Origin of the sequence: Halopseudomonas litoralis (assembly GCF_900105005.1) — a bacterium.
Taxonomy (GTDB): domain Bacteria; phylum Pseudomonadota; class Gammaproteobacteria; order Pseudomonadales; family Pseudomonadaceae; genus Halopseudomonas; species Halopseudomonas litoralis.
Genome location: NZ_LT629748.1, coordinates 1610703 through 1630984 on the forward strand (window position 1 = coordinate 1610703; position 20282 = coordinate 1630984).

18 protein-coding genes are annotated in these 20282 nt (G+C 59.6%); 16 read left to right on the forward strand and 2 right to left on the reverse strand.

Translation table 11 applies throughout. The features are described 5' to 3' along the window. Nucleotides 1–9: 9 nt before the first annotated feature. The 16 genes from BLU11_RS07870 to BLU11_RS07945 all read left to right on the forward strand — a co-directional run bounded on the left by BLU11_RS07870 (nucleotide 10) and on the right by BLU11_RS07945 (nucleotide 17411). On the forward strand, nucleotides 10–3246 hold the full coding sequence (locus BLU11_RS07870; protein ID WP_090272821.1) for an efflux RND transporter permease subunit: 3237 nt from the start codon (nucleotides 10–12) through the stop codon (nucleotides 3244–3246). Further along, on the forward strand, nucleotides 3243–3827 hold the full coding sequence (locus BLU11_RS07875) for a cation transporter (protein WP_090272822.1): 585 nt from the start codon (nucleotides 3243–3245) through the stop codon (nucleotides 3825–3827). The genes BLU11_RS07870 and BLU11_RS07875 overlap by 4 nt, the downstream gene beginning before the upstream one ends. 114 nt (nucleotides 3828–3941) lie before the next feature. Beyond that, nucleotides 3942–4886: a LysR family transcriptional regulator gene (locus BLU11_RS07880; RefSeq protein WP_090272823.1), complete on the forward strand. Its 945-nt coding sequence runs from the start codon at nucleotides 3942–3944 to the stop codon at nucleotides 4884–4886. Then, the gene (locus BLU11_RS07885; protein WP_090272824.1) at nucleotides 4883–5137 is read left to right on the forward strand and encodes an EexN family lipoprotein; all 255 of its coding nucleotides are present in this window, start codon (nucleotides 4883–4885) and stop codon (nucleotides 5135–5137) included. Before BLU11_RS07880 ends, BLU11_RS07885 begins: the two co-directional genes overlap by 4 nt. A gap of 243 nt (nucleotides 5138–5380) precedes the next feature. After that, nucleotides 5381–7411: a conjugal transfer protein TraG gene (locus tag BLU11_RS07890; RefSeq protein ID WP_090272825.1), complete on the forward strand. Its 2031-nt coding sequence runs from the start codon at nucleotides 5381–5383 to the stop codon at nucleotides 7409–7411. Next, on the forward strand, nucleotides 7408–7872 hold the full coding sequence (locus BLU11_RS07895; protein WP_090272826.1) for a CopG family transcriptional regulator: 465 nt from the start codon (nucleotides 7408–7410) through the stop codon (nucleotides 7870–7872). Before BLU11_RS07890 ends, BLU11_RS07895 begins: the two co-directional genes overlap by 4 nt. Next, nucleotides 7869–8924, forward strand: a complete 1056-nt coding sequence (trbB, locus tag BLU11_RS07900) for a P-type conjugative transfer ATPase TrbB (protein ID WP_090272827.1) — start codon at nucleotides 7869–7871, stop codon at nucleotides 8922–8924. Before BLU11_RS07895 ends, trbB begins: the two co-directional genes overlap by 4 nt. Continuing rightward, nucleotides 8911–9288 carry a TrbC/VirB2 family protein gene (locus BLU11_RS07905; RefSeq protein ID WP_090272828.1) on the forward strand — a complete coding sequence of 126 codons (378 nt, stop codon included), beginning with the start codon at nucleotides 8911–8913 and terminating at the stop codon, nucleotides 9286–9288. Before trbB ends, BLU11_RS07905 begins: the two co-directional genes overlap by 14 nt. After that, nucleotides 9285–9557, forward strand: a complete 273-nt coding sequence (locus BLU11_RS07910; RefSeq protein ID WP_090272829.1) for a VirB3 family type IV secretion system protein — start codon at nucleotides 9285–9287, stop codon at nucleotides 9555–9557. The genes BLU11_RS07905 and BLU11_RS07910 overlap by 4 nt, the downstream gene beginning before the upstream one ends. A gap of 10 nt (nucleotides 9558–9567) precedes the next feature. Next, entirely contained in the window at nucleotides 9568–12015 is a 2448-nt protein-coding gene (gene trbE / locus BLU11_RS07915; RefSeq protein WP_090272830.1) for a conjugal transfer protein TrbE, read from the forward strand. Next, on the forward strand, nucleotides 12012–12755 hold the full coding sequence (gene trbJ, locus BLU11_RS07920) for a P-type conjugative transfer protein TrbJ (protein WP_090272831.1): 744 nt from the start codon (nucleotides 12012–12014) through the stop codon (nucleotides 12753–12755). The genes trbE and trbJ overlap by 4 nt, the downstream gene beginning before the upstream one ends. Nucleotides 12756–12767: 12 nt before the next feature. Beyond that, nucleotides 12768–14153: a P-type conjugative transfer protein TrbL gene (gene trbL / locus BLU11_RS07925; protein ID WP_090272832.1), complete on the forward strand. Its 1386-nt coding sequence runs from the start codon at nucleotides 12768–12770 to the stop codon at nucleotides 14151–14153. 12 nt (nucleotides 14154–14165) lie between these two features. After that, nucleotides 14166–14870, forward strand: a complete 705-nt coding sequence (trbF, locus tag BLU11_RS07930) for a conjugal transfer protein TrbF (RefSeq protein ID WP_090272833.1) — start codon at nucleotides 14166–14168, stop codon at nucleotides 14868–14870. Further along, entirely contained in the window at nucleotides 14867–15868 is a 1002-nt protein-coding gene (gene trbG, locus BLU11_RS07935) for a P-type conjugative transfer protein TrbG (RefSeq protein WP_090272834.1), read from the forward strand. Before trbF ends, trbG begins: the two co-directional genes overlap by 4 nt. A gap of 2 nt (nucleotides 15869–15870) precedes the next feature. Continuing rightward, nucleotides 15871–17166, forward strand: a complete 1296-nt coding sequence (locus BLU11_RS07940) for a TrbI/VirB10 family protein (RefSeq protein ID WP_090272835.1) — start codon at nucleotides 15871–15873, stop codon at nucleotides 17164–17166. After that, entirely contained in the window at nucleotides 17163–17411 is a 249-nt protein-coding gene (locus BLU11_RS07945) for a DUF2274 domain-containing protein (RefSeq protein ID WP_090272836.1), read from the forward strand. The genes BLU11_RS07940 and BLU11_RS07945 overlap by 4 nt, the downstream gene beginning before the upstream one ends. A gap of 58 nt (nucleotides 17412–17469) precedes the next feature. On the opposite strand, the gene BLU11_RS07950 is transcribed toward BLU11_RS07945, so the two are convergent. Next, entirely contained in the window at nucleotides 17470–18501 is a 1032-nt protein-coding gene (locus BLU11_RS07950; protein ID WP_090272837.1) for an AAA family ATPase, read from the reverse strand. Further along, on the reverse strand, nucleotides 18486–20057 hold the full coding sequence (locus BLU11_RS07955) for an ATP-dependent nuclease (protein WP_231702292.1): 1572 nt from the start codon (nucleotides 20055–20057) through the stop codon (nucleotides 18486–18488). The genes BLU11_RS07950 and BLU11_RS07955 overlap by 16 nt, the downstream gene beginning before the upstream one ends. Between the last annotated feature and the right edge of the window lie 225 nt (nucleotides 20058–20282).

Below are 20282 nucleotides of genomic sequence, written 5' to 3' on the forward strand. Positions count from 1 at the left end.
ACTTTCCATATGTTCAAAATTATTATCGAAACAGCGGTGCGCTTCCGCTGGGCGATGACTTTCGCCGCCGCAGTCATCGCGATGTATGGGCTTTTTCAACTCACCAAGCTCCCGGTCGATGCCGTGCCGGATATCACCAACCGCCAGGTACAAATCAATACGATCGCGCCGGCGCTCGCGCCCGGACAGATTGAGCGTCAGGTTACCTTTCCGCTGGAAACGGCGTTAGCTGGTACTCCGGGACTGACAAGTACCCGCTCGATCTCGCGCAACGGGTTCTCTCAGGTCACGGCCATCTTCACTGATCAGACCGACATTTATTTCGCGCGGCAGCAAGTGGCCGAACGAATGCGTGAAGTTCAGGAGGATCTGCCCGAAGGGGTCGCACCGATGATGTCGCCGGTGACCACGGGCTTGGGCGAGGTGTTGATGTGGACGGTGGATTTCATACCTTTCGATCCGGAGAATGTTAAACAACCGAACGAGCCTGGCTGGCAAGCTAACGAAGTTTATCTGACGCCGGAAGGCGAACGGCTCACTACTCCAGAGGAGCGGGCCACCTATCTGCGCACTGTGCAGGACTGGATCATTGCGCCGCAGATGCGCTCGGCTCCAGGACTTGCGGATGTCGACACGATAGGCGGCTATGTAAAGGAATACGCTATCCGTCCGAATACCGAACGGTTGGCCGTCTATGGCTTGAGTCTGGGCGATCTTGTGCAGGCGCTCGAGCGCGCCAACGTCCAGGCCGGTGCCGGATACATACAGCGTGCGGGTGAGGGGCTGATCGTTCGAACCGATGCCCTTGCGCAGACGGTTGACGATCTGGCTCAGGCCCCGGTTGTCAATCGTGATGGCCTCGTCATCCGCGTCTCAGACGTGGCAAGCGTGAATTTAGGGCGGGCGCCGCGATTGGGGGCCGCGACGCGCGATGGACACGAAGCCGTTCTCGGCACTGCATTGATGATTGCCGACGGCAATAGCCGCACCGTGGCACAGGCTGCGGCTGAACGCTTGCTTGAGGTCAACCGTTCGCTGCCACCAAGCATCGTGGCCGAACCTGTGCTCGATCGTAGCGTGCTAGTGAATTCCACAATCAAAACGGTAGCCAAGAATCTGACGGAAGGCGCCCTGCTGGTCATTGTGGTGCTTTTTCTACTGCTCGGTAATTTCCGCGCGGCAGCTATAACGGCACTAGTGATTCCATTGTCATTCCTGTTCGCGGTAATTGGCATGAACCGCTTTGGAATCAGTGGCAATCTCATGAGCCTAGGTGCGCTCGACTTCGGCATCCTTGTCGATGGTGCGGTGATCGTTATCGAGGCTACCTTGCTCATGCTCGGTCAGAAAAGAGCTGAGCTGGGGCGTCCATTATCTGCGGGTGAGCGGTTGGGAGTGGCGATCCAGGCTGCGCGCAAGATGGCGCGCCCTGCCGCGTTTGGCCAGGTCATTATCCTTTTGGTATTCGCACCGATTCTCACCCTGGAAGGTGTCGAAGGTAAGACCTTTCAGCCGATGGCAGCGACGTTCATGCTTGCCTTGGCCGGTGCCTTCATTTTCTCGTTCACCTTTGTACCGGCGATGGCTGCGCTGTTTGTGCGCGAACCCAAGGCCAAGCCTGGGGACGTTGCTCATAAACAGGAAGAGGGGGGAGATGGCGAGCATGAGACGCGGGCAATCCGCTTTGTGCGTAGCAAGGTCGAACCGATCATTCGCACCGCAGTAAGACGGCCACGTTCCGTATTTGCAGGTGCCATCATCATGCTCATGATTGGCGCCACAACGTTCATGTCGTTGGGCCGCGAGTTTATGCCTACGCTAGATGAGGGCAACCTTGCCATGCAGGCTCTTCGAGTTCCATCGGCTTCGCTTGAACAGTCGCTGTCGATGCAACTTGCGCTAGAGAAGGCACTCACGAGCGAACCGGAGGTCGAGACAATCTTCTCTCGTACCGGGACAGCGGAAGCGGCCCTTGATCCAATGCCAACCAACATTTCTGACAGCGTAATTGTGCTAAAGCCGCGCGCAGAATGGCCCGACCAGTCGCTCAGTAAGGAAGAGCTGATCGGCCGCCTCGAATCGATAGTCGGAAATCAGATTGGTAATGCATTTGAATTCAGTCAACCCATCGAATTGCGTTTCAACGAGCTCATATCCGGTGTACGTACTGACCTTGCCGTCATGGTTTTTGGGGACGACTTCGAAACTTTGCAGGGTACCGCAGATCAGGTCGCGCTCAAGCTGCGGGGAGTAGAGGGCGCTGCAGATGTCCGCGTGGAACAGGTTTCTGGACTGCCAACGCTCACTGTCCGAGTTGATCACACCGCTGCTGCGCAATACGGGTTGACGGCCGCCGATGTGAGCGAGGCGGTGGCAACGGCCGTCGGTGGTACTTCCGCCGGAAAGATCTTTGAGGGCGACCGCCGTTTCGATGTGGTTATCCGGTTTGCTGAAGATGCGCGCAATGATCCGGCGCAGCTTGCGGCGCTGCCCATTGTCGCGCCGGATGGCACGATGGTGCCGCTGTCCTCTGTCGCACGAGTGGAAATAAGCGAAGGTCCCAACCAGATCAGCCGCAACAATGGCAGCAGACGGATCGTCGTGCAGGCCAACGTGCGCGGTCGCGATCTGGGTGGGTTCGTTCAAGAAGCACAGGTTGCGGTGGATGACGTGCAGCTCCCCGCAGGTGTATATCTAACCTGGGGCGGGCAGTTCGAGAACCTACAGCGTGCAGAGGCACGACTGATGATGGTGATCCCAGTTGTCTTCTTGATGATTGGCGCGCTGCTGTACATGGCACTAGGTACATTCCGTGAAGCCGCGCTGGTGTTCGTCTGCGTGCCGTTGGCACTGGTTGGAGGTGCATTAGCGCTGCTGGTACGTGGCATGCCCTTCTCCGTCACGGCTGCCGTGGGTTTCATCGCTGTGTCAGGTGTTGCTACGCTTAACGGCCTAGTACTGATGCAGGCGATTCGCGAACGCCTGACCGCCGGCGACTCGCCGATAGAGGCCGCAGCCGCAGGCGCAGCCAGCCGCTTGCGTGCGGTGTTGACTACTGCACTGGTTGCGATCGTCGGCTTTATTCCGATGGCGATCGCGGCAGGCTCGGGGGCCGAAGTGCAGAAGCCGTTGGCGACTGTCGTTATCGGCGGTCTGATCACGGCAACTGTATTGACCTTATTGGTGCTGCCCACATTTGCCGCGCAGACGTTGACACAACATCGTCCGAAGCGCCACGCGACATGAGGCCCGATATTGCTTTGCAGAAGCGCATCCTGGGGCAGGTGCTGTTGTGGAATCTTGCTCTGTTCGCTGGGCTGGGAGTAGCCGGCTGGATGGCTGACTCAAGCGCGTTGCTCGCCAACGCAATAGACAACGGATCGGATGCGGCTGTTTATCTACTGAGTTACCTGGCAATAGATCGTCGTCCCGCGTGGAAACGCGGGGCGGCAACGATGTCAGGGATAATGTTGTTATTATTTGCCGCCGCCGTTCTGGCGGATGTCGTCAGACGTTGGCTCTACGGTGCGGAGCCGCTGGGGCCGGTGATGATGGTGTTGGCGTTAATGGCTGCTGGAATCAACCTGTGGTGTATTGTTCTGCTGCGGCGTGTCCGATCCAATGATGTCAACATGAAGGCAGCGGAGACCTTCAGCTTTAACGATTTTATTTCCAATGGCGGTGTAATCGTGGCAGGTGGGCTCGTGCTCTGGCTCGGTTCGTCCTGGCCGGATCTCGTGGCGGGGGCCTTGATTGCGGCTGTCGCTTTCAAAGGAGGAGTCGAAATTCTGAGGAATGTGCGCGATGACAGACAATCCGGTAAGTAGACGGACCCTTGTCATTTAGACGCCTACGCCGGTTAACATGCCTCGTTGTAGCCACAAAGGGGCAGATTTCCTTTTCGATGCCATATCGGCGTCGAAGTTCTAGAATGAGGCTTCATGGAACTCCGACACCTTCGTTGCTTTATTGCAGTTGCAGAAGAGCTTCACTTTGCGCGAGCAGCCGAGCGGCTGCATATTGAGCAGTCGCCGCTGTCGCGCGCCATTAAGGAACTGGAGGAAGAGCTGGGCGTATCGCTGTTTGCGCGTACTACGCGCAGCACGCGGCTGACCCGCGCGGGCACCTTATTCCTTGAGCATGTACCACGGGTATTCGCCGCACTTGAGCAAGCACGCGACAGCGTCAGGGCAGCAGCCAATGGTTTCCATGGTCAACTACGCATTGCCTTGTCTGATGGTATTACGCCGTCGCGATTGCCCGCTGTGTTGGCACAGTGTCGCTTGGACGAACCCGAGGTCGATATTCGTTTGTTTGAGGTGCCGCTGTCGCAACAGATCAAGGGACTGATTGATGATCTGTATGACGTGGGTTTTGCGCAATCTGACGAGGTAGGCGATGGCATCCTCGCCGAGCCTGTCTGGACTGACCCGCTGATGGTCGCAGTGCCTGAACGGCACCCTATCCTGAGTCACAAGCGCATACCTCTGGACGAGGTGCTGCGCTATCCGCTGGTCATGTGTGACCCGGTCGTATGCGAAGGTCATGCGCGTCAGGTCGCCCGTGTGTTGCGCGCTGTAGATGCAGAGCCGCTGGTGGCTGAACAGGTTGCTTCTTTGGACTTGATGATGACGCTGGTGTCGGCAGGATTTGCGCTGGGGCTGGCAGGTGCTTCGCAAATCATCGCCAACCGTGAGCCAGGTGTTGTGGCGCGGCCCCTCGCGGGGCGTTCGCCGGTTCTCACAACCTACTTGCTGTGCCTGAATGCTGAACCTTCTCAAACATTATCCCGTTTTATCGAGCGGGTGAGTGCCATTGAACTGGCGCGAGAGAACACGCCTTCCGCTGCACCAAAACCTGATACCCCGGAGGAAATCGAGTCATGAACAAGATCATGCTGTTTCTGCTTGTTGTTGTGCTGGCGGGCTGTGGTCCATCCGAACCTGCCGCCACCGAAACGGTGGAGTCACTGGCAGCCGACCCCGTGCGGTTGAAGGAGTTACGGCAGCAGTGCAAGCTGGATCGTGCCAAGCTGGGCGATGCGCTGTGCAACCGAGTGTCCGAAGCGACGCGCAAGCGGTTTTATGGCGACGGTGAGGTGCCGTACACGCCATCGGAGAACCCACCGAAGTTCTGATTGTGGGCAGTTCGCCTCCTGTTTTCTGTTTCTTTCTGCTTTCCCGCTCAACACGCCGCAATGCGCCTTCGCTTGCGGCGTTTTTCCTGCTTTCGCCGCTGCGCGCATTCATGCCTTTTTCTCGATCTTTGTCCCGATAACGGTCTTTGACCGGCACTGACCCGGCACCGATCCTCGTGATTGCGGCACGTTGCTGTGTCGCCTTTCAGCGCAATGTTGCGCAGGAGTATCGGAGGCCAGGCAATGCAGGGGACGAATGTGCTGTTCGGGCAGATCGCCGTCGTATTCGGCATCGTGATCGCCGGCGTGTGGAGTGCCACACAATGGACAGCCGCCGCGCTGGGCTATCAAGTACGCCTTGGCACGCCCTGGTTCGATTTCTTCGGTACGCCGATCTATCACCCTTGGAAGCTGTTCGAGTGGTGGTTCTTTTTTGATGCCTACGCATCGCATGTGTTTGATATCGGTGGTGCCATTGCCGGCGGCAGCGGTCTGGTAGCCGTGGTGGTCGCCATCGGTATGTCGATCTGGCGTTCTCGCCAGTCCAAGTTGGTTACAACCTATGGTTCCGCCCGCTGGGCCGATACGGCAGAGATTCGCAAAGCCGGACTGACCAACCCGGCAGGTGTCTTTCTCGGCTTGCACGATGACCAGTATCTGCGCCACGAAGGCCCCGAGCATGTCTTGACCTTCGCGCCGACACGGTCAGGCAAAGGCGTCGGATTGGTGGTGCCCACGCTGTTGTCATGGCCCGCGTCCGCCGTCATCCATGACATCAAGGGCGAGAACTGGCAGATCACCGCTAGCTGGCGCTCGCGCTTCTCACACTGCCTGCTGTTCAATCCCACCGATCCCCAATCTGCTGCCTACAACCCGTTGTTGGAAGTCCGTCGCGGCACGCATGAAGTGCGCGACGTGCAGAACATCGCGGACATTCTGGTCGATCCCGAAGGGGCGCTGGAGAAGCGCAACCACTGGGAGAAAACCTCCCACGCGCTGCTGGTCGGCGCCATCTTGCATGTGCTGTACGCGGGTGAAGACAAGACGCTGCGCGGGGTCGCCAACTTCATGTCCGATCCGGCGTGCCCGTTTGAACTGACCTTGCACCGGATGATGACCACGCGGCACCTGGGCGAGACGCCGCACCCGGTTGTCGCCTCCGCCGCCCGTGAAGTGCTGAACAAGAGCGACAACGAGCGTTCGGGCGTGCTGTCCACGGCGATGTCGTTCCTTGGCCTGTACCGCGACCCCACGGTGGCCGAAGTCACTTCTCGATGCGACTGGCGTATTGCCGATCTCATATCAGCTGAGCATCCCGTGTCGCTGTACCTAGTGGTGCCGCCGTCGGATATCAACCGCACCAAGCCGTTGATCCGACTGATCCTTAACCAAATCGGCCGACGTTTGACCGAATCGCTGGATGGCAGCGATGGCGTGGAGCGCCGTCACAAGCTGCTGCTAATGCTTGATGAGTTCCCGGCGCTGGGGCGGTTGGACTTTTTCGAGTCGGCGCTGGCCTTCATGGCGGGCTATGGATTACGCGCTTTCCTGATTTCGCAGTCGCTCAACCAGATCGACAAGGCTTACGGCCAGAACCATTCGATCCTGGACAACTGCCATGTGCGGGTGACATTCGCCACCAACGACGAGCGTACCGCCAAGCGCATCTCCGAAACCCTGGGCACAGCAACCGAGCTGCGCGCCCAGCGTAACTATGCAGGCCACCGGCTCGCGCCGTGGCTGGGCCACCTGATGGTGTCGCGTCAGGAAACGGCGCGACCACTGCTGACGCCGGGGGAAGTGATGCAACTGCCCACGGATGAATCGGTGGTGATGGTGGCAGGTCATGCGCCGATCAAGGCGAAAAAGCTGCGCTACTACGCTGACGCCAATTTCAAGCGCCGCGTGTTGCCGCCGCCGACACTGACGGACGGTGGTTATGCCGATGTCCCGCCGGCACGCGCAGATGACTGGAGTGCGTTAGCTGTTCCTGCCATGCCGGATGTTGCTGCAACGGCTGCAACGGCTGCAACGGCTGCAACGGCTGGGCCGGGAGATTCGGGCGATGACGGCGGCCCACGCCAGCAACCGGAGCTGTCCGACGCCACCACCTACAGCCCTGAACCGGAATACCCGACCAGCGACCTCTCGCTGCTCGATGACGATGATTTTCCGCTGCCTCTCTCGGCCTCTCTCCCAAGCCAGCTTGATCCGACGCTGCAACGCACGGCGCGGCTGGCATCCCTTGATCCTGACGATGGAATCCAGCTATGAGCCAAGCCCGCCTGAATCTCTTCATCCACCCCGATCATGCCAAGCGCCTGAACGAACTGGCCGCCAAAAAAGGCGTGTCCAAGTCGTCCATTGTCGCCGCCGCGCTGGCGTCCTGGCTGTCGCCGGACGCGGGCGACCAGCGCGAGGCCGCCATCGCCAAGCGGCTGGATCGGCTGTCGCGCCAGTTCGAGCGGCTGGAGCGCGACCAGAATATCCAGATTGAGACGCTGGCCCTGTTTGTCCGCTACTACCTGACGGTGAGCACGCCGGTTCCCGAAGCCCATCAGGATGCCGCCCGCGCCCAGGGCAAAGCGAGGTTCGAGCAGTTTGTCGAACAGTTGGGCCGCCACCTGTTGCGCGGTCGCAACCTGGTGCGTGACGTGGTGGAAGAGCTGCATCCCGAACCGGTACGAATGGATGACGTGACAGCGCCGTTTGACGAGCGGGAGCGTGTCTCATGAACGCCGCGCCGCAGTCTTCGCCATCTTCTCTATCCACCTCGCTGGATCGCCGTATCCAGATGCTGCGCACTGCCATGGGGCCGCTGATCGCCGCCGCGCTGGAAGACCCGGATGTGGTGGAAATTATGCTCAACCCCGACCGCACGCTGTGGGTGGATCGCCTGTCTTCGGGCCGTGCACCGCTGGGTGTGGAAATGTCGGAAGCCGATGGCGAACGCATCATTCGGCTGGTGGCGGCCCACGTCGGCGCGGAAGTCCACCGTGGTCAGCCACTGCTGACCGCCGAGTTGCCGGAAACCGGCGAACGCTTCGAGGGCATCTTGCCACCGGCTGCGCCGGGGCCTGCCTTCGCTTTGCGCAAGCGCGCTGTGGGCGTGATTCCGCTGGAGCGCTATGTCACCGACGGCATGATGACCGCCGCCCAAGCGAACTTTCTGGTGCGGGCGGTGCATGAACGGCAAAACATCCTGATTGCCGGTGGCACCAGTACTGGCAAGACCACGCTCGTCAATGCCTTGCTGGCCGAGATCGCCGCCACCGGCGACCGGGTGCTGGTTCTTGAAGACACCATCGAACTGCAATGCGCCGCGCGTGACCATGTGCCGCTGCGTACCCGCGCCGGGGTTGTGACCATGCAGGAACTGGTGCGCGCCACGATGCGCCTGCGACCCGATCGCGTGATCGTGGGGGAAGTGCGCGGCGGCGAGGCGCTGGATCTTATCAAGGTCTGGGGCACCGGCCATCCCGGCGGTATTGCCACCATCCATGCCAGTTCCGCGCTGGGCGCGTTGCTGCGCCTGGAGCAACTGATTCTCGAAGTCGCCGTGAATCCGCCGCGTGCACTGATCGCCGAGGCGGTCAATGTCGTCGTCTACATCGCCGGTCGCGGCCGCAAGCGCCGCATCGACACCATTGCCCGCGTCGTTGGCTTCGACGGCATGGGCTATCACCTGACGGATGCGTTGGAAGCGTCGCTTCCCGAGCTACCGCCTGTTTCAGATATTCCTTCCTCAATCCCCAAACACTCTGGAGAACGCCATGACGCCTATTGATGCTTTCCGTCTTTCTGACAATCCGCTTTTCAACTTGGCACGGCTGCGCAGCTTGGCCCGTCCTGCCGGACAGGGACTGCTGCTCGCCGCTCTGATGCTATTGCTGGTCGGCACAGCGCACGCCGCCGGGTCTTCAATGCCCTGGGAAGGACCGTTGGAATCTATCCTCGACTCCATTCAGGGGCCGGTGGCGCGCATCGTCGCGGTCATCATCATTATTGCCACCGGCCTGGCGCTGGCCTTTGGCGACACCAGTGGCGGCTTTCGCAAGCTGATTCAGATCGTCTTCGGCCTGTCCATCGCCTTCGCCGCATCCTCGTTCTTCCTGTCGTTCTTCAGCTTCTCCGGCGGGGCCATCGTATGAGTGCCCCTGATGAGTTTGCGCTTGGCTTTGAAGTACCGCTGCATCGCTCGCTGACCGAACCGATCCTGCTGGGCGGTGCGCCGCGCACGGTGGCGATTGCCAACGGCACGCTGGCCGCCGCTGTCGGGCTGGGCCTGCAATTGTGGATTCCAGGCTTGGTGCTGTGGATCGTTGGTCATTCGCTGGCGGTCTGGGGTGCGCGGCTTGATTCGCAGTTCATGGCCGTGTTCGCCCGGCATATCAAGCATAAAGCGCTGCTGGACGTGTGAGGGGAATGCCATGTTGAATCTCGCCGAATACCGTCAACGTCCCGCGCTGCTGGCCGACTGGTTGCCCTGGGCCGGGCTTGTCGCGCCGGGCGTTGTTCTGAACAAGGATGGATCGTTTCAGAGAACGGCCCGTTTCCGTGGGCCAGACCTGGACAGCGCGACACACAGCGAACTGATCGCCACATCGGCGCGGCTCAACAATGCGCTACGCCGTTTGGGGTCGGGCTGGGCTTTGTTCATTGAGGCCGAGCGCCGAACAGCGGCGGATTATCCGCACTCGGACTTTCCCGAACCGCTGTCCTGGCTCGTGGATGAGGAACGCCGCGCCGCGTTTGAAGAGTCGAGTAGCCACTTTGAAAGCGCTTATCACCTGACGATGGTCTTTCTGCCGCCGGAGGAGTCCCGTGCCCGTGCGGCCAAGCTGCTGTATGAGAACACGCCCAGCGCGGGTGTGGATTGGCGCGAACGTCTGGCCGCGTTTATCGCAGAAACGGATCGGGTCTTCGACCTGCTCGATGGTGTGATGCCGGAGATTGCCTGGCTGGATGACAGCCAGACACTGACCTATCTGCACGCGACCATCTCAACACGGCGTTACCCCATTGGTGTGCCAGAAGTGCCGTTCCATCTCGACGCGCTGCTGGCCGATTCGGCGCTGGTCGGTGGTCTGGCACCCATGCTGGGCGACCAGCACCTGCGGGTGGTGTCGGTGCGCGGTTTTCCAACGTCGACCTGGCCAGGGTTGCTGGATGACCTGAACCGTCTTGGCTTTGCTTATCGCTGGTCAACCCGGTTCCTGTGTATGGACAAGGCCGAGGCGGAAAAGGAACTGGTCCGGCTGCGCCGCCAGTGGTTCGCAAAAAGAAAGAACGTGGTCGCGCTGTTGCGTGAAACCATCTTCCAGCAGGAAAGCCCGCTGGTCGATACCGATGCCGACAACAAGGCAGCCGACGCGGATGCGGCCTTGCAGGAGATGGGCAGCGACCAGGTGGCGTTTGGTTATGTTACGGCGACGGTGACTGTTCTTGATGACGATGCGGCCCGCGCCGATGAAAAACTGCGCCTGATCGAGCGCGTTATTCAGGGCCGGGGGTTTGTCACTATTCCCGAGACGCTGAATGCCGTCGATGCCTGGCTGTCGTCGATTCCGGGCAATGCCTACGCCAACGTGCGCCAACCCATCATCTCGACCTTGAACCTCGCGCATCTGATGCCGGTGTCGGCGGTATGGGCGGGGCCGCAGCGCAATGAGCATCTGGATGGGCCGCCCCTGATTGTGACCCGCACCGATGGCGCGACGCCGTTCCGGCTGGTCACGCACATCGGCGACGTGGGCCATACCTTGGTGGCTGGCCCGACCGGTATGGGCAAGTCGGTATTGCTGGCGACGCTGGCCTTGCAGTTCCGTCGCTATCCCGGTTCGCGCATTTTCGCCTTCGATATGGGCTGCTCCATGCGCGCCACCATCCTGGGGCTGGGCGGCGAGCATTACGACCTGGGCAATGACGGCGAGATCGCCTTCCAGCCGCTGGCCCGTATCGACCAGGAGGGCTATCGCACCTGGGCCGCCGAGTGGGTCGAAGGACGGCTGCTGCATGAGGGTATGGCGATTGGCCCGGACGAGAAGGCGGTTATCTGGTCGGCGCTGGGCAGCCTTGCCGGTGCGCCGGTGGAACAGCGCACGCTCACCGGCCTGTCGGTGTTGCTGCAATCCAACGCGCTACGTCAGGGACTGTCGCCCTATGTGCTCGGCGGTGCCCACGGCAAGCTGCTTGATGCGGATTCGGATCGCCTGGGTTCCGGTTCCGTGCAGTGCTTCGAGATGGAAGAACTGATGCACAGCAAAGCGGCGGTGCTGGCCGTGCTGGGTTATCTGTTTGCACGCTTTGATGAACGCTTCGATGGTGCGCCCACGCTGTTGATTCTCGATGAGGCCTGGCTGTTTCTCGATGACTCGGTGTTCGCCGCGCGCATCCGCCAGTGGCTCAAGACCCTGCGCAAGAAAAACGTGTCGGTGATCTTCGCCACGCAGAGTCTGGCTGACATCCAGAACTCCAGCATTGCTCCGGCCATCGTGGAGAGCTGCGCCAGTCGCATCTTTCTGCCCAATCCGCAGGCGACCGAGCCGCAGATCCGTTCGATCTACCAGGGCTTCGGCTTGAACAGCCGCCAGATCCGCATCGTCGCCGAAGCGGTGCCCAAGCGCGACTACTACTACCAGTCGCGGCTGGGAAATCGCCTGTTCGACCTCGATCTGGGACCAGCCGCGTTGGCCTTTGCGGGCGCGTCCTCGCCGCAAGCGCAACGCGATATGGACCGCGTGCTGGCCGACACCAGCCTGTCCGATTTCGCGGCCGCCTGGCTGCGCCATTGCGGTCTGGACTGGGCGGCCGATGTGTTGCCATCCGCGCCATCTGCCGCTGCCGTTCTTTCTCAACCACTGGAGAACCTGCCATGAAGACCCGACCCCGTTTGCTGTCCGTTTCACTTGCTGCCGTGCTGGCTGGCTCTCTACTACTGGTACAGCCCGCGACCGCCTTCACCGTGATTGATCCGACCAACCTGATCCAAAACACGTTGACCGCGATCCGCACGCTGGAGCAGATCAACAACCAGATCAATCAGCTTCAGAACGAAGCGCAGATGCTGATGAACCAGGCGCGCAATCTGGCCAATCTGGATTTCAACATCGTCAACCGTCTGCGCTCGACCCTGGCGACCACCGAACGGCTGATTGCCGAGGCGCAAGGGCTGGCCTATGACGTGACGGCCATGGATCGGGAGTTTGCACGGCTCTATCCCGATCACTATGCCGCCACCGTCAGCGGCGACCAGATGGCCCTTGATGCGCGGGAGCGCTGGAAGAACACCCTCGACGGCCTGCACACCGCGATGCGTATGCAGGCGCAGGTGTCGCAGAACCTGGCGCAGGACGAAAGCGCGCTGGCTGATCTGGTCGGCCAGAGTCAATCAGCTACGGGCGCACTGCAAGCGGCCCAGGCCACCAACCAGCTTCTGGCCTTGCAGGCAAAGCAGTCCATCCAGGCGCAGCAACTCCAGATCACGCAGGACCGCGCGGCATCGCTGGAACTGGCGCGCCAAGCGGCGGCGACCGAGCGTTCCCGTGAGGTGCGACGGCGCTTCCACGGGGACGGCACGCCGTACACACCACATCCCGTGCGGTTCTACGGCAACTGATGGAGATCGGCCATGAATGACGTGACGGTCATTGACCGCTTCCTTGATACGTTCTCGCGCTACATCGACTCGGGCTTTGGACTGCTGCAAGGCGAAGTCGCGTTTCTCACGGCCACGTTGATCGTCATCGACATGACCATCGCCGGGTTGTACTGGGCCATGAGCCACGCGACCGGCCAGGGCGATGACGTCATCGCCAAGCTGCTGCGCAAGGTGCTCTATGTCGGTGCCTTCGCCTACATCATCGGCAACTTCAACTGGCTGGCGGGCATTGTGTTCCGGTCATTTGCCGGTCTGGGTCTGATGGCTACCGGCTCGACCTTGAGCATGGAGAACTTTCTGCAACCGGGAAGACTGGCCAAGGTCGGTATCGACGCGGGCGCGCCGATTCTGGAGCAGATCGGTGATCTGGCGGGGTTTCCCGAGGTCTTCACCAACCTTGACCCCATCGTGGTGCTGTTCCTGGCCTGGCTGGTGGTGATTCTGTGTTTCTTTGTACTGGCGGTGCAGCTGTTCATCACGCTGATCGAGTTCAAGCTGACCACGCTCGCCGGTTTTGTACTGGTGCCGTTTGCGCTGTGGAACAAGACCTCGTTTCTCGCTGAAAAGGTGCTGGGCAATGTGGTGTCGTCGGGCGTCAAGGTGTTGGTGCTGGCGGTGATTGTCGGCATCGGCTCGGGCCTGTTCGCGGAATTTCAGACCGTGCCGGATGAGCCCTCCGTTGACCATGCGTTGGTGGTGATGCTGGCGTCCCTGGCATTGCTTGCCCTCGGCATCTTCGGGCCAGGCATTGCCACCGGACTGATTTCTGGCGGGCCGCAGCTTGGAGCCGGAGCCATGGCCGGTGCGGCTGTCGGTGCAGCCGGTACAGCCGTGGCTATTGGCGCTGCGGCCACCGGTGCCGGGGCTGCGGTAGCCGCTGGAGCGCGGATGGCACCCGGCGCAGCCCGCATGGCAGCCAGCGGTGCGCGCTCGATGGCGTCCACCGCCAGCAGCGCCACATCCGCATTTCAGGCGGGTTCAGCAGGTGTCGGAGGTGGTTTCAAAGGCGCTGCCGCTGGCGTGGGCAATGTTGCGAGGACTGGTGCCCACGCGGCTAACCAGAAGGTTACCGCCGGGGGGCACTCGCTTAAAGAGCGGGCTGCCGCCGCCATTGCTCCCGCTCCACAGGCATCCGGCGTCAGTGCCGGTGCCGGTGCTGGTGCGGCATCTGGCAGCGGTTCTGCCGCACCAGATAGCGAAGGGGCACCCGTCAAGCAGGAACAACCCGCTTGGGCCAAGCGCCTGCATCGTCGCCAGCAGATTACTCAGGCCGCTACGACAGCCGCACACACGCTGCGCGGTGGCGACGGCGGTGGCTCGGGTTCTGGCCCGAGTCTGCGCGATTCCGATTCATAAGGAGAGAAGATCATGCGATTCAAACGACCGCAGGTGCGCTATGCCGATACACCGCAACCTGCTACCCCGTACCAATCCGCTGCCCAGGTCTGGGATGAGCGGATTGGTTCAGCCCGCGTGCAGGCGAAGAACTGGCGCTTGATGGCCTTCGGTTGCCTGGTGCTGGCCTTGCTGATGGCAGGCGGCCTGGTCTGGCGCTCGGTGCAGTCCATCGTCACGCCCTACGTCATCGAGGTGGATCAGGCAGGTCAGGTGCGTGCGGTGGGCGAAGCCGCCACGCCCTATAAGCCCAACGACGCCCAGACCGCGCACCATCTGGCGCGCTTTATTGGGCTGGTGCGCTCGCTGTCCATCGACCCCATCGTGGTGCGGCAGAACTGGCTCGACGCCTATGACTACACCACCGACAAGGGGGCGGCGGTACTCAACGATTACGCTCGCACCAATGACCCGTTCACCCGCATCGGTAAGGAATCGGTGACGGTGCAGATCACCAGCGTAGTCCGCGCCAGCGACACGTCATTCAACGTGCGCTGGACGGAACGCCGCTACGCCAATGGCGCGGCCGCCGGACTGGAGCGGTGGACGGCGGTGGTGTCCACCGTCCTGCAAACCCCACGCAGCGAAGAGCGCCTGCGCCGCAACCCGCTGGGCATCTACGTCAATGGTCTGGCGTGGAGCCGTGAACTGGATTCATCTGAAGGAGTAAAGCCATGAATGTGGATTTCAGTAAATACGGCTTGCCGCTGATCCTGTTGATTCTGTTTGCCTTGTCGGGCTGCGCCACACAGGGCAAACCGCCGCCCGCCATTTCGCTGGATGAGCCGGTGCAGGCACAGGCGCTACCAGAGCCGCCCGCACCCATTGAGGTGGTGGCGGTTCCCGAACCCTTGCCTTTGCCCGCGCAGTTGAAACCACTGCCGGGTATGGAGGAGGTGAAACCCGTGCCAGAACCGACAGATGAAAAGGTGCGGGTGTCGCGGGCCAATCAGGAAGCGCGCATCGCGCCCACGCGGGAAGGCTACGTCAATGCCATCCAGGTCTGGCCGTACACCGATGGCGCGTTGTATCAGGTCTATGCGTCCGTGGGCCGCGTGACCGTGATCGCGCTCCAGCCCGGCGAGGATCTGGTGACGGTGGCCGCTGGCGATACCGTGCGCTGGATCGTCGGCGACACGTCCAGCGGCAGCGGTGCTGATCTGCGCGTCAATGTGCTGGTCAAGCCCATCCGCTCGGGCCTCAAGACCAATCTGGTCATCACCACCAGCCGCCGCACCTATCTTCTGGAGCTGACTTCAACCGAAAAGGCGTGGATGGCGTCGGTATCCTGGGACTACCCGAAAGACCGAATGCTGGCCTTGCAGCGCCAGGCGCACGCGGCCAGCGCTGCCGCGCCGGTCGATACCGGCTTGTCGCTGGAAAATATTCGCTTCCGCTACGCGATCAGCGGCAGCAATCCGCCGTGGAAGCCGGTGCGGGCGTTTGATGATGGCGAGAAGGTCTATATCCAGTTCCCCGGTGGGATTGCCCAAGGCGAGCTACCACCACTGTTCGTGATCGGCGCACAGGGTGATGGCCAACTGGTGAACTACCGCTTTCGCTCGCCGTACTACATCGTGGATCGCCTGTTTGGCGCGGCTGAATTACGCCTCGGGGCCGACAAGGGCGACGTGGTGCGTATCGAGCGCACCGATGGCGTAGCGCAGAGGAATTGACCATGAACCAGGATAATCCCGCTGATGTTCCGGTGCCGGACGTGCCGCCCAAAGCGGCCCCGGACACCGTGGCGCTGCGCGCTCAACCGCGTTCGGTGACGCGGCTGAACCGCCGCATGCTCGCCGCGTTGTGCGGCGGCCTGGCGGTCGCGGTACTGGGTGCCTTGATGTGGTCACTGCAACCGCAGCGGCGTGGGGCTAACGAATCGACCGAGCTGTACAACGTGGATCGGGTGTCGCGCTCCGAAGGGCTCGACCAGCTTCCGGCTGATTATTCCAAGCTGCCGCCGACCTTGCCTCCCAATGTGCCTGAACTGGGGCCGCCGCTGCCGGGCGACCTGGGGCCAGCCATCGTGAGGTCGCAGCAGCCAGCCGTGGCCGCTTATGCGGCCCCAGGTCATGACCCGGTCGAGGCGGAACGTCTGGCGCGCTTGAAGGAGGCCGAGGAAGCGGCGGCTTCGTCGGTGTTCTTCCGAACGGGCACGCAAACGGCTGCGCCGGTAGCGCAATCACAGGTCGAATCCGCACCGGGCTTTGCCGCCAATGCGGCCTTCGACCCACTGGCCGCTGGCCCGGCCTCGACGGCAGCCCAGCCAGCCGATCCGACTGCCGTGCAAAACCGGCAAGACCAGAAAGAAATGTTCCTGGCTGGTGGTTCTACGGAAACTCGTAATTCCGGCAATCTGCAAATGCCAGCCTCACCGTACCAGGTCATGGCCGGGACGGTGATTGCCGGGGCATTGGTGACCGGCATCAAGTCCGACCTGCCGGGCGATGTGATCGCCACGGTGACGGAACCGGTCTACGACACGGCCACCGGAAAACTCCTGCTGATCCCGCAGGGTTCGCGCATTCTGGGTAAGTACAACAGCCAGGTGAGTTACGGCCAGAGCCGGGTGCAGGTGATGTGGAACCGCATCATCCTGCCGGATACGTCCTCGCTGACGCTCGACAATCTGGTTGGCACCGATGCCGCTGGCTACGCCGGTCTGGAGGATGGCGTCGATTGGCATTGGGATCGTATCTTCGCCGGTGCCGTACTGACGACCTTGCTGGGCGTTGGTGCAGAACTAGCCGCACCGGAGAACCGACAGGACGGTGATCGCATCATCATCGCCGGGCGCGACAGCGCACAGGACAGTATCAATCAGGTCGGGCAGGAAATGACCCGCCGCAACCTCAACATCCAGCCCACACTGACCAATCGGCCCGGCCTGCCGGTTCGGATCATTGTTAACAAGGATTTAGTTCTGCGCCCGTACCAGCCCTTATTTTTCAATCGAGGTACATCACGATGAATACACCGACCAAGAAATTGCGGCTGGGGCCGCTACCCAAGACCGAGACCGTCAAGTTGACCTTCGCATGCCCGGTCAGCTTGAAAGCTGACTTGGAACATTATGCCGCACTGCATGCGCAGACCTACGGCGAAGCAGTCGATGCCGCGACGCTTATTCCGCACATGCTGGAAGCATTCATGGCGGGGGATCGGGGATTCAGGAGAGGGAACGCGGGTAAGGCTGTGCCACCAAAACCATGCTGATAATGCACAGCGGCTATGCCGCGCGCCCTTCATTCTACGAATTGGCCTGAAGAAAAAGTCAGGATCGCTTGTAGCTCTTCAGCAAAGCCTCGGGGATGAGCGTCAGGTTTCCTCTTGCCCTTGAACAGGCAACATAGAGCTTGTTGCGTGTCTCCGCGTTGATATCCCGAAAGTTTCCATTTTTCCATGCTTTTACGTTAGCGGGATTAAGAACCACACAGACGTCCTGGTATCGGTCTACCCCTTTTGATGCCCCCCAGTTTTGGGAATGGCAAGCATATTTGTGGTGCTCCTTATAGAACAGCTTCACGGTCTCTGGATCTTCATAGAGGGCGAGCACTGCCTTCGGGTCATCCTCGTACTTAACGACGTTGTCCCAGTCGTTATGGGATTCGATTGTGATTCCGATCTTCTCCGTGATGAAATCACAAACATTTTTACTGCATCGGTGACTCTTCTTGAGACTGTCCGTATCGACATCCAGCTTAGCCGCTTTGAACTTGGCCTTGTAGGCTGTGTAGTCGTTATGAAGGCTAACGTTCACGTTCCCATCGCGACTAGTGTCAAATGTGTGCTGAAAAAAGTCACCGACAAACGTGATGTGTAGCTTGGCAGCGCTGATTGCTGTTAAGAAATTGAAGTCATGCCCCGCAAAATCCTGGACTTCGTCCACAAAGAAGACATCGAAATATTTCTCCATACGCGCCACGACAGAGCCAACCAGATTAGATTGCTCAATGAGCTTGGCAAGGCGGTTGGCGTAAAGCCGACGGCTGGGAGAAATGTAGCGCCGGTCGTCTGTCAATGCATACCGAGGAAATGTCGGCGGGAGCTTGAATATCACTCCTTTGGTGTTCTTCTTCGAACGCAGAAACGGTCGGTAGCAGAAGCTGTGTAGAAACCTAAAGTAGGTATAGAGTGTGACGTTTGTCGGAAAGTAGCCGAACCGCTGGATGATCTTGCTGCGCAGATTATCGTGATTCGACTCGGTGTACGTGACGATGAGGAAGCGTTGCTCCTCATCGAGGCTTGCGACAAGGCGGGAGGTTTTGCCAGAGCCGGCAACGGCAAAGACTACGCTCTTATCCATGCAATCGCCTGCTGAATGTAATCTGGCGCGATGAGTTCAGCACCCTTTTTTTCGAGTAGTTGGAACGCGGCGTCCGTCTTGTTCTTCAACATGTACTCTTCTACGGTTAGTGTCTTGCGGCCCGCTGCGAACTGACCGTCACAAATGGCCTTGTTATCTTGGTAAACGCAAACTTCGAAGGTGTACCGCGCATCGTTGGTGTCCGCGAAAACCTGGATGGAAGCCGAGGCAAAGTCAGCGTAGTTAGCGACACAATTTTCCTGGTAGTCGCCATCGTTATCACGGATGACGGCGACCTTGATATCGAGCAGCTTGGCGAGTTCAAGGTAGCGCTTAAAACTCGTGCCATCCACAGATATCACATGGATACCGTCTGCGTCGGTGCTAACACCTTTGGCGCTATTCTTATAAAGGGCATCCATGAGAATGAACTCGGCATCGCCCTCCACAAGTATTGCCTTCTTACAAAGAGCAAGCTCCAGCACGTTGTTGTCAGGGGCCTTCATAAAGAAATTGGCTGTCTCCTGGCTGAGATCCTTGAGGGAGGCTGATCGAGACGGGCTCTCCTCGCTCAATATAATCACCTTCTTGAGGTTCAGTCGTGTTGCGATGAAACTGCTGTGCGTGGCGATAAAAAGTTGTTTTTTGACAGATGCCCTAATGCGCTCGATAAGCTTGTGCATATGGACATGACTCAGATGGTTCTCAGGCTCTTCGAGAAGCAGAACATCGAGAACGTGTTCGCGGTTGCGTAAAGCAAACTCCGTCTTGATAAAGCACTGGCGGCCTTTGCCCTTGCTGTCGATTGGAATATTATTTTCCGTGATAATGATGTCCGTTTCGACATTCGCTTTCGGACTTGTACGGATATCAAATTTGTAGATATCCAACGTATCATTCATCGCCTTGAAGACATCATCCTTAAACTGTAACTTGGCCTTTCGGTACTCGAAACCGTGAAGATTGCGCTGAATGACAGATGCGTGCGCCGCGTACATGGAGCGGGTGTACTCACGGGTGGCGTATTCGTTGTTGATCTGAGAGCTGTCGATGATTAGATGCTTGAGTGGTTTTTTGTATGGAAAGAAAGCCTCGTCCGTGAAGGTTAGGAACTGGACGCCGTAGTACTCGAAAGGGAAATTGTCATGTTTCTCGGCCAAGATTGCCTGAATCTCCTTGGTGTACTCATCAACGGGCTTGCACACCATCTTGATGCCAAGATGATCTGTCCCCTTGCTATTGTTTCGCCCGTCGAGATCGTGGTGGCCGTCAATCCCGTCAATGTATACCTCCACTAGAAGTTCTGGAAGATCAGTGATTTTCCTCTCGCCGCCCAAAAAATCTGCGACGCAATCTGCATTGAAAATGGTTTCAAGGCCGAGCGATTCCACCTTGCTTCGGCTGGCACTGAGTACGATATCCAGTGCTTGGAGAACGGAGCTTTTTCCCGCCTCATTACCACCAACCAAAATATTCAGTTCAGGATCGAACTCTAGTTCAAGACTTTTGAATCTTTTGAAATTTTTCAGAACCAACCTTCTTATAGTCCCCACCACTTTCCCTTCCCATGAATAATTGCTTTTTTGTCTAGAGGATTCCCCCCCCATCACTGACAGTGATTGTTCTCCCTACTGCGTATCAGTGAAGACTCAAATTTAGCTTTTTATATGCGCTATTGGCAGGATAGGTCTGTAGGCTTCATCTTTCCAGTGCTATCGAAGCAAGGGTGCGAGGTCGGCTTCGCGCATCCAGGCGGTCAAGCTAAGTGGCAGGATATTACC

Excerpts from the sequence above, each read along its gene's own strand:
- trbF (WP_090272833.1), top strand. The coding sequence starts at position 14,166 with ATGCGATTCAAACGACCGCAGGTGCGCTATGCCGATACACCGCAACCT.
- BLU11_RS07890 (WP_090272825.1), top strand. The coding sequence starts at position 5,381 with ATGCAGGGGACGAATGTGCTGTTCGGGCAGATCGCCGTCGTATTCGGC.
- trbL (WP_090272832.1), top strand. The coding sequence starts at position 12,768 with ATGAATGACGTGACGGTCATTGACCGCTTCCTTGATACGTTCTCGCGC.
- trbB (WP_090272827.1), top strand. The coding sequence starts at position 7,869 with ATGAACGCCGCGCCGCAGTCTTCGCCATCTTCTCTATCCACCTCGCTG.
- BLU11_RS07880 (WP_090272823.1), top strand. The coding sequence starts at position 3,942 with ATGGAACTCCGACACCTTCGTTGCTTTATTGCAGTTGCAGAAGAGCTT.
- BLU11_RS07870 (WP_090272821.1), top strand. The coding sequence starts at position 10 with ATGTTCAAAATTATTATCGAAACAGCGGTGCGCTTCCGCTGGGCGATG.
- BLU11_RS07885 (WP_090272824.1), top strand. The coding sequence starts at position 4,883 with ATGAACAAGATCATGCTGTTTCTGCTTGTTGTTGTGCTGGCGGGCTGT.
- BLU11_RS07905 (WP_090272828.1), top strand. The coding sequence starts at position 8,911 with ATGACGCCTATTGATGCTTTCCGTCTTTCTGACAATCCGCTTTTCAAC.
- BLU11_RS07895 (WP_090272826.1), top strand. The coding sequence starts at position 7,408 with ATGAGCCAAGCCCGCCTGAATCTCTTCATCCACCCCGATCATGCCAAG.
- BLU11_RS07945 (WP_090272836.1), top strand. The coding sequence starts at position 17,163 with ATGAATACACCGACCAAGAAATTGCGGCTGGGGCCGCTACCCAAGACC.
- trbE (WP_090272830.1), top strand. The coding sequence starts at position 9,568 with ATGTTGAATCTCGCCGAATACCGTCAACGTCCCGCGCTGCTGGCCGAC.
- BLU11_RS07910 (WP_090272829.1), top strand. The coding sequence starts at position 9,285 with ATGAGTGCCCCTGATGAGTTTGCGCTTGGCTTTGAAGTACCGCTGCAT.
- BLU11_RS07940 (WP_090272835.1), top strand. The coding sequence starts at position 15,871 with ATGAACCAGGATAATCCCGCTGATGTTCCGGTGCCGGACGTGCCGCCC.
- trbJ (WP_090272831.1), top strand. The coding sequence starts at position 12,012 with ATGAAGACCCGACCCCGTTTGCTGTCCGTTTCACTTGCTGCCGTGCTG.
- trbG (WP_090272834.1), top strand. The coding sequence starts at position 14,867 with ATGAATGTGGATTTCAGTAAATACGGCTTGCCGCTGATCCTGTTGATT.
- BLU11_RS07950 (WP_090272837.1), bottom strand. The coding sequence starts at position 18,501 with ATGGATAAGAGCGTAGTCTTTGCCGTTGCCGGCTCTGGCAAAACCTCC.
- BLU11_RS07875 (WP_090272822.1), top strand. The coding sequence starts at position 3,243 with ATGAGGCCCGATATTGCTTTGCAGAAGCGCATCCTGGGGCAGGTGCTG.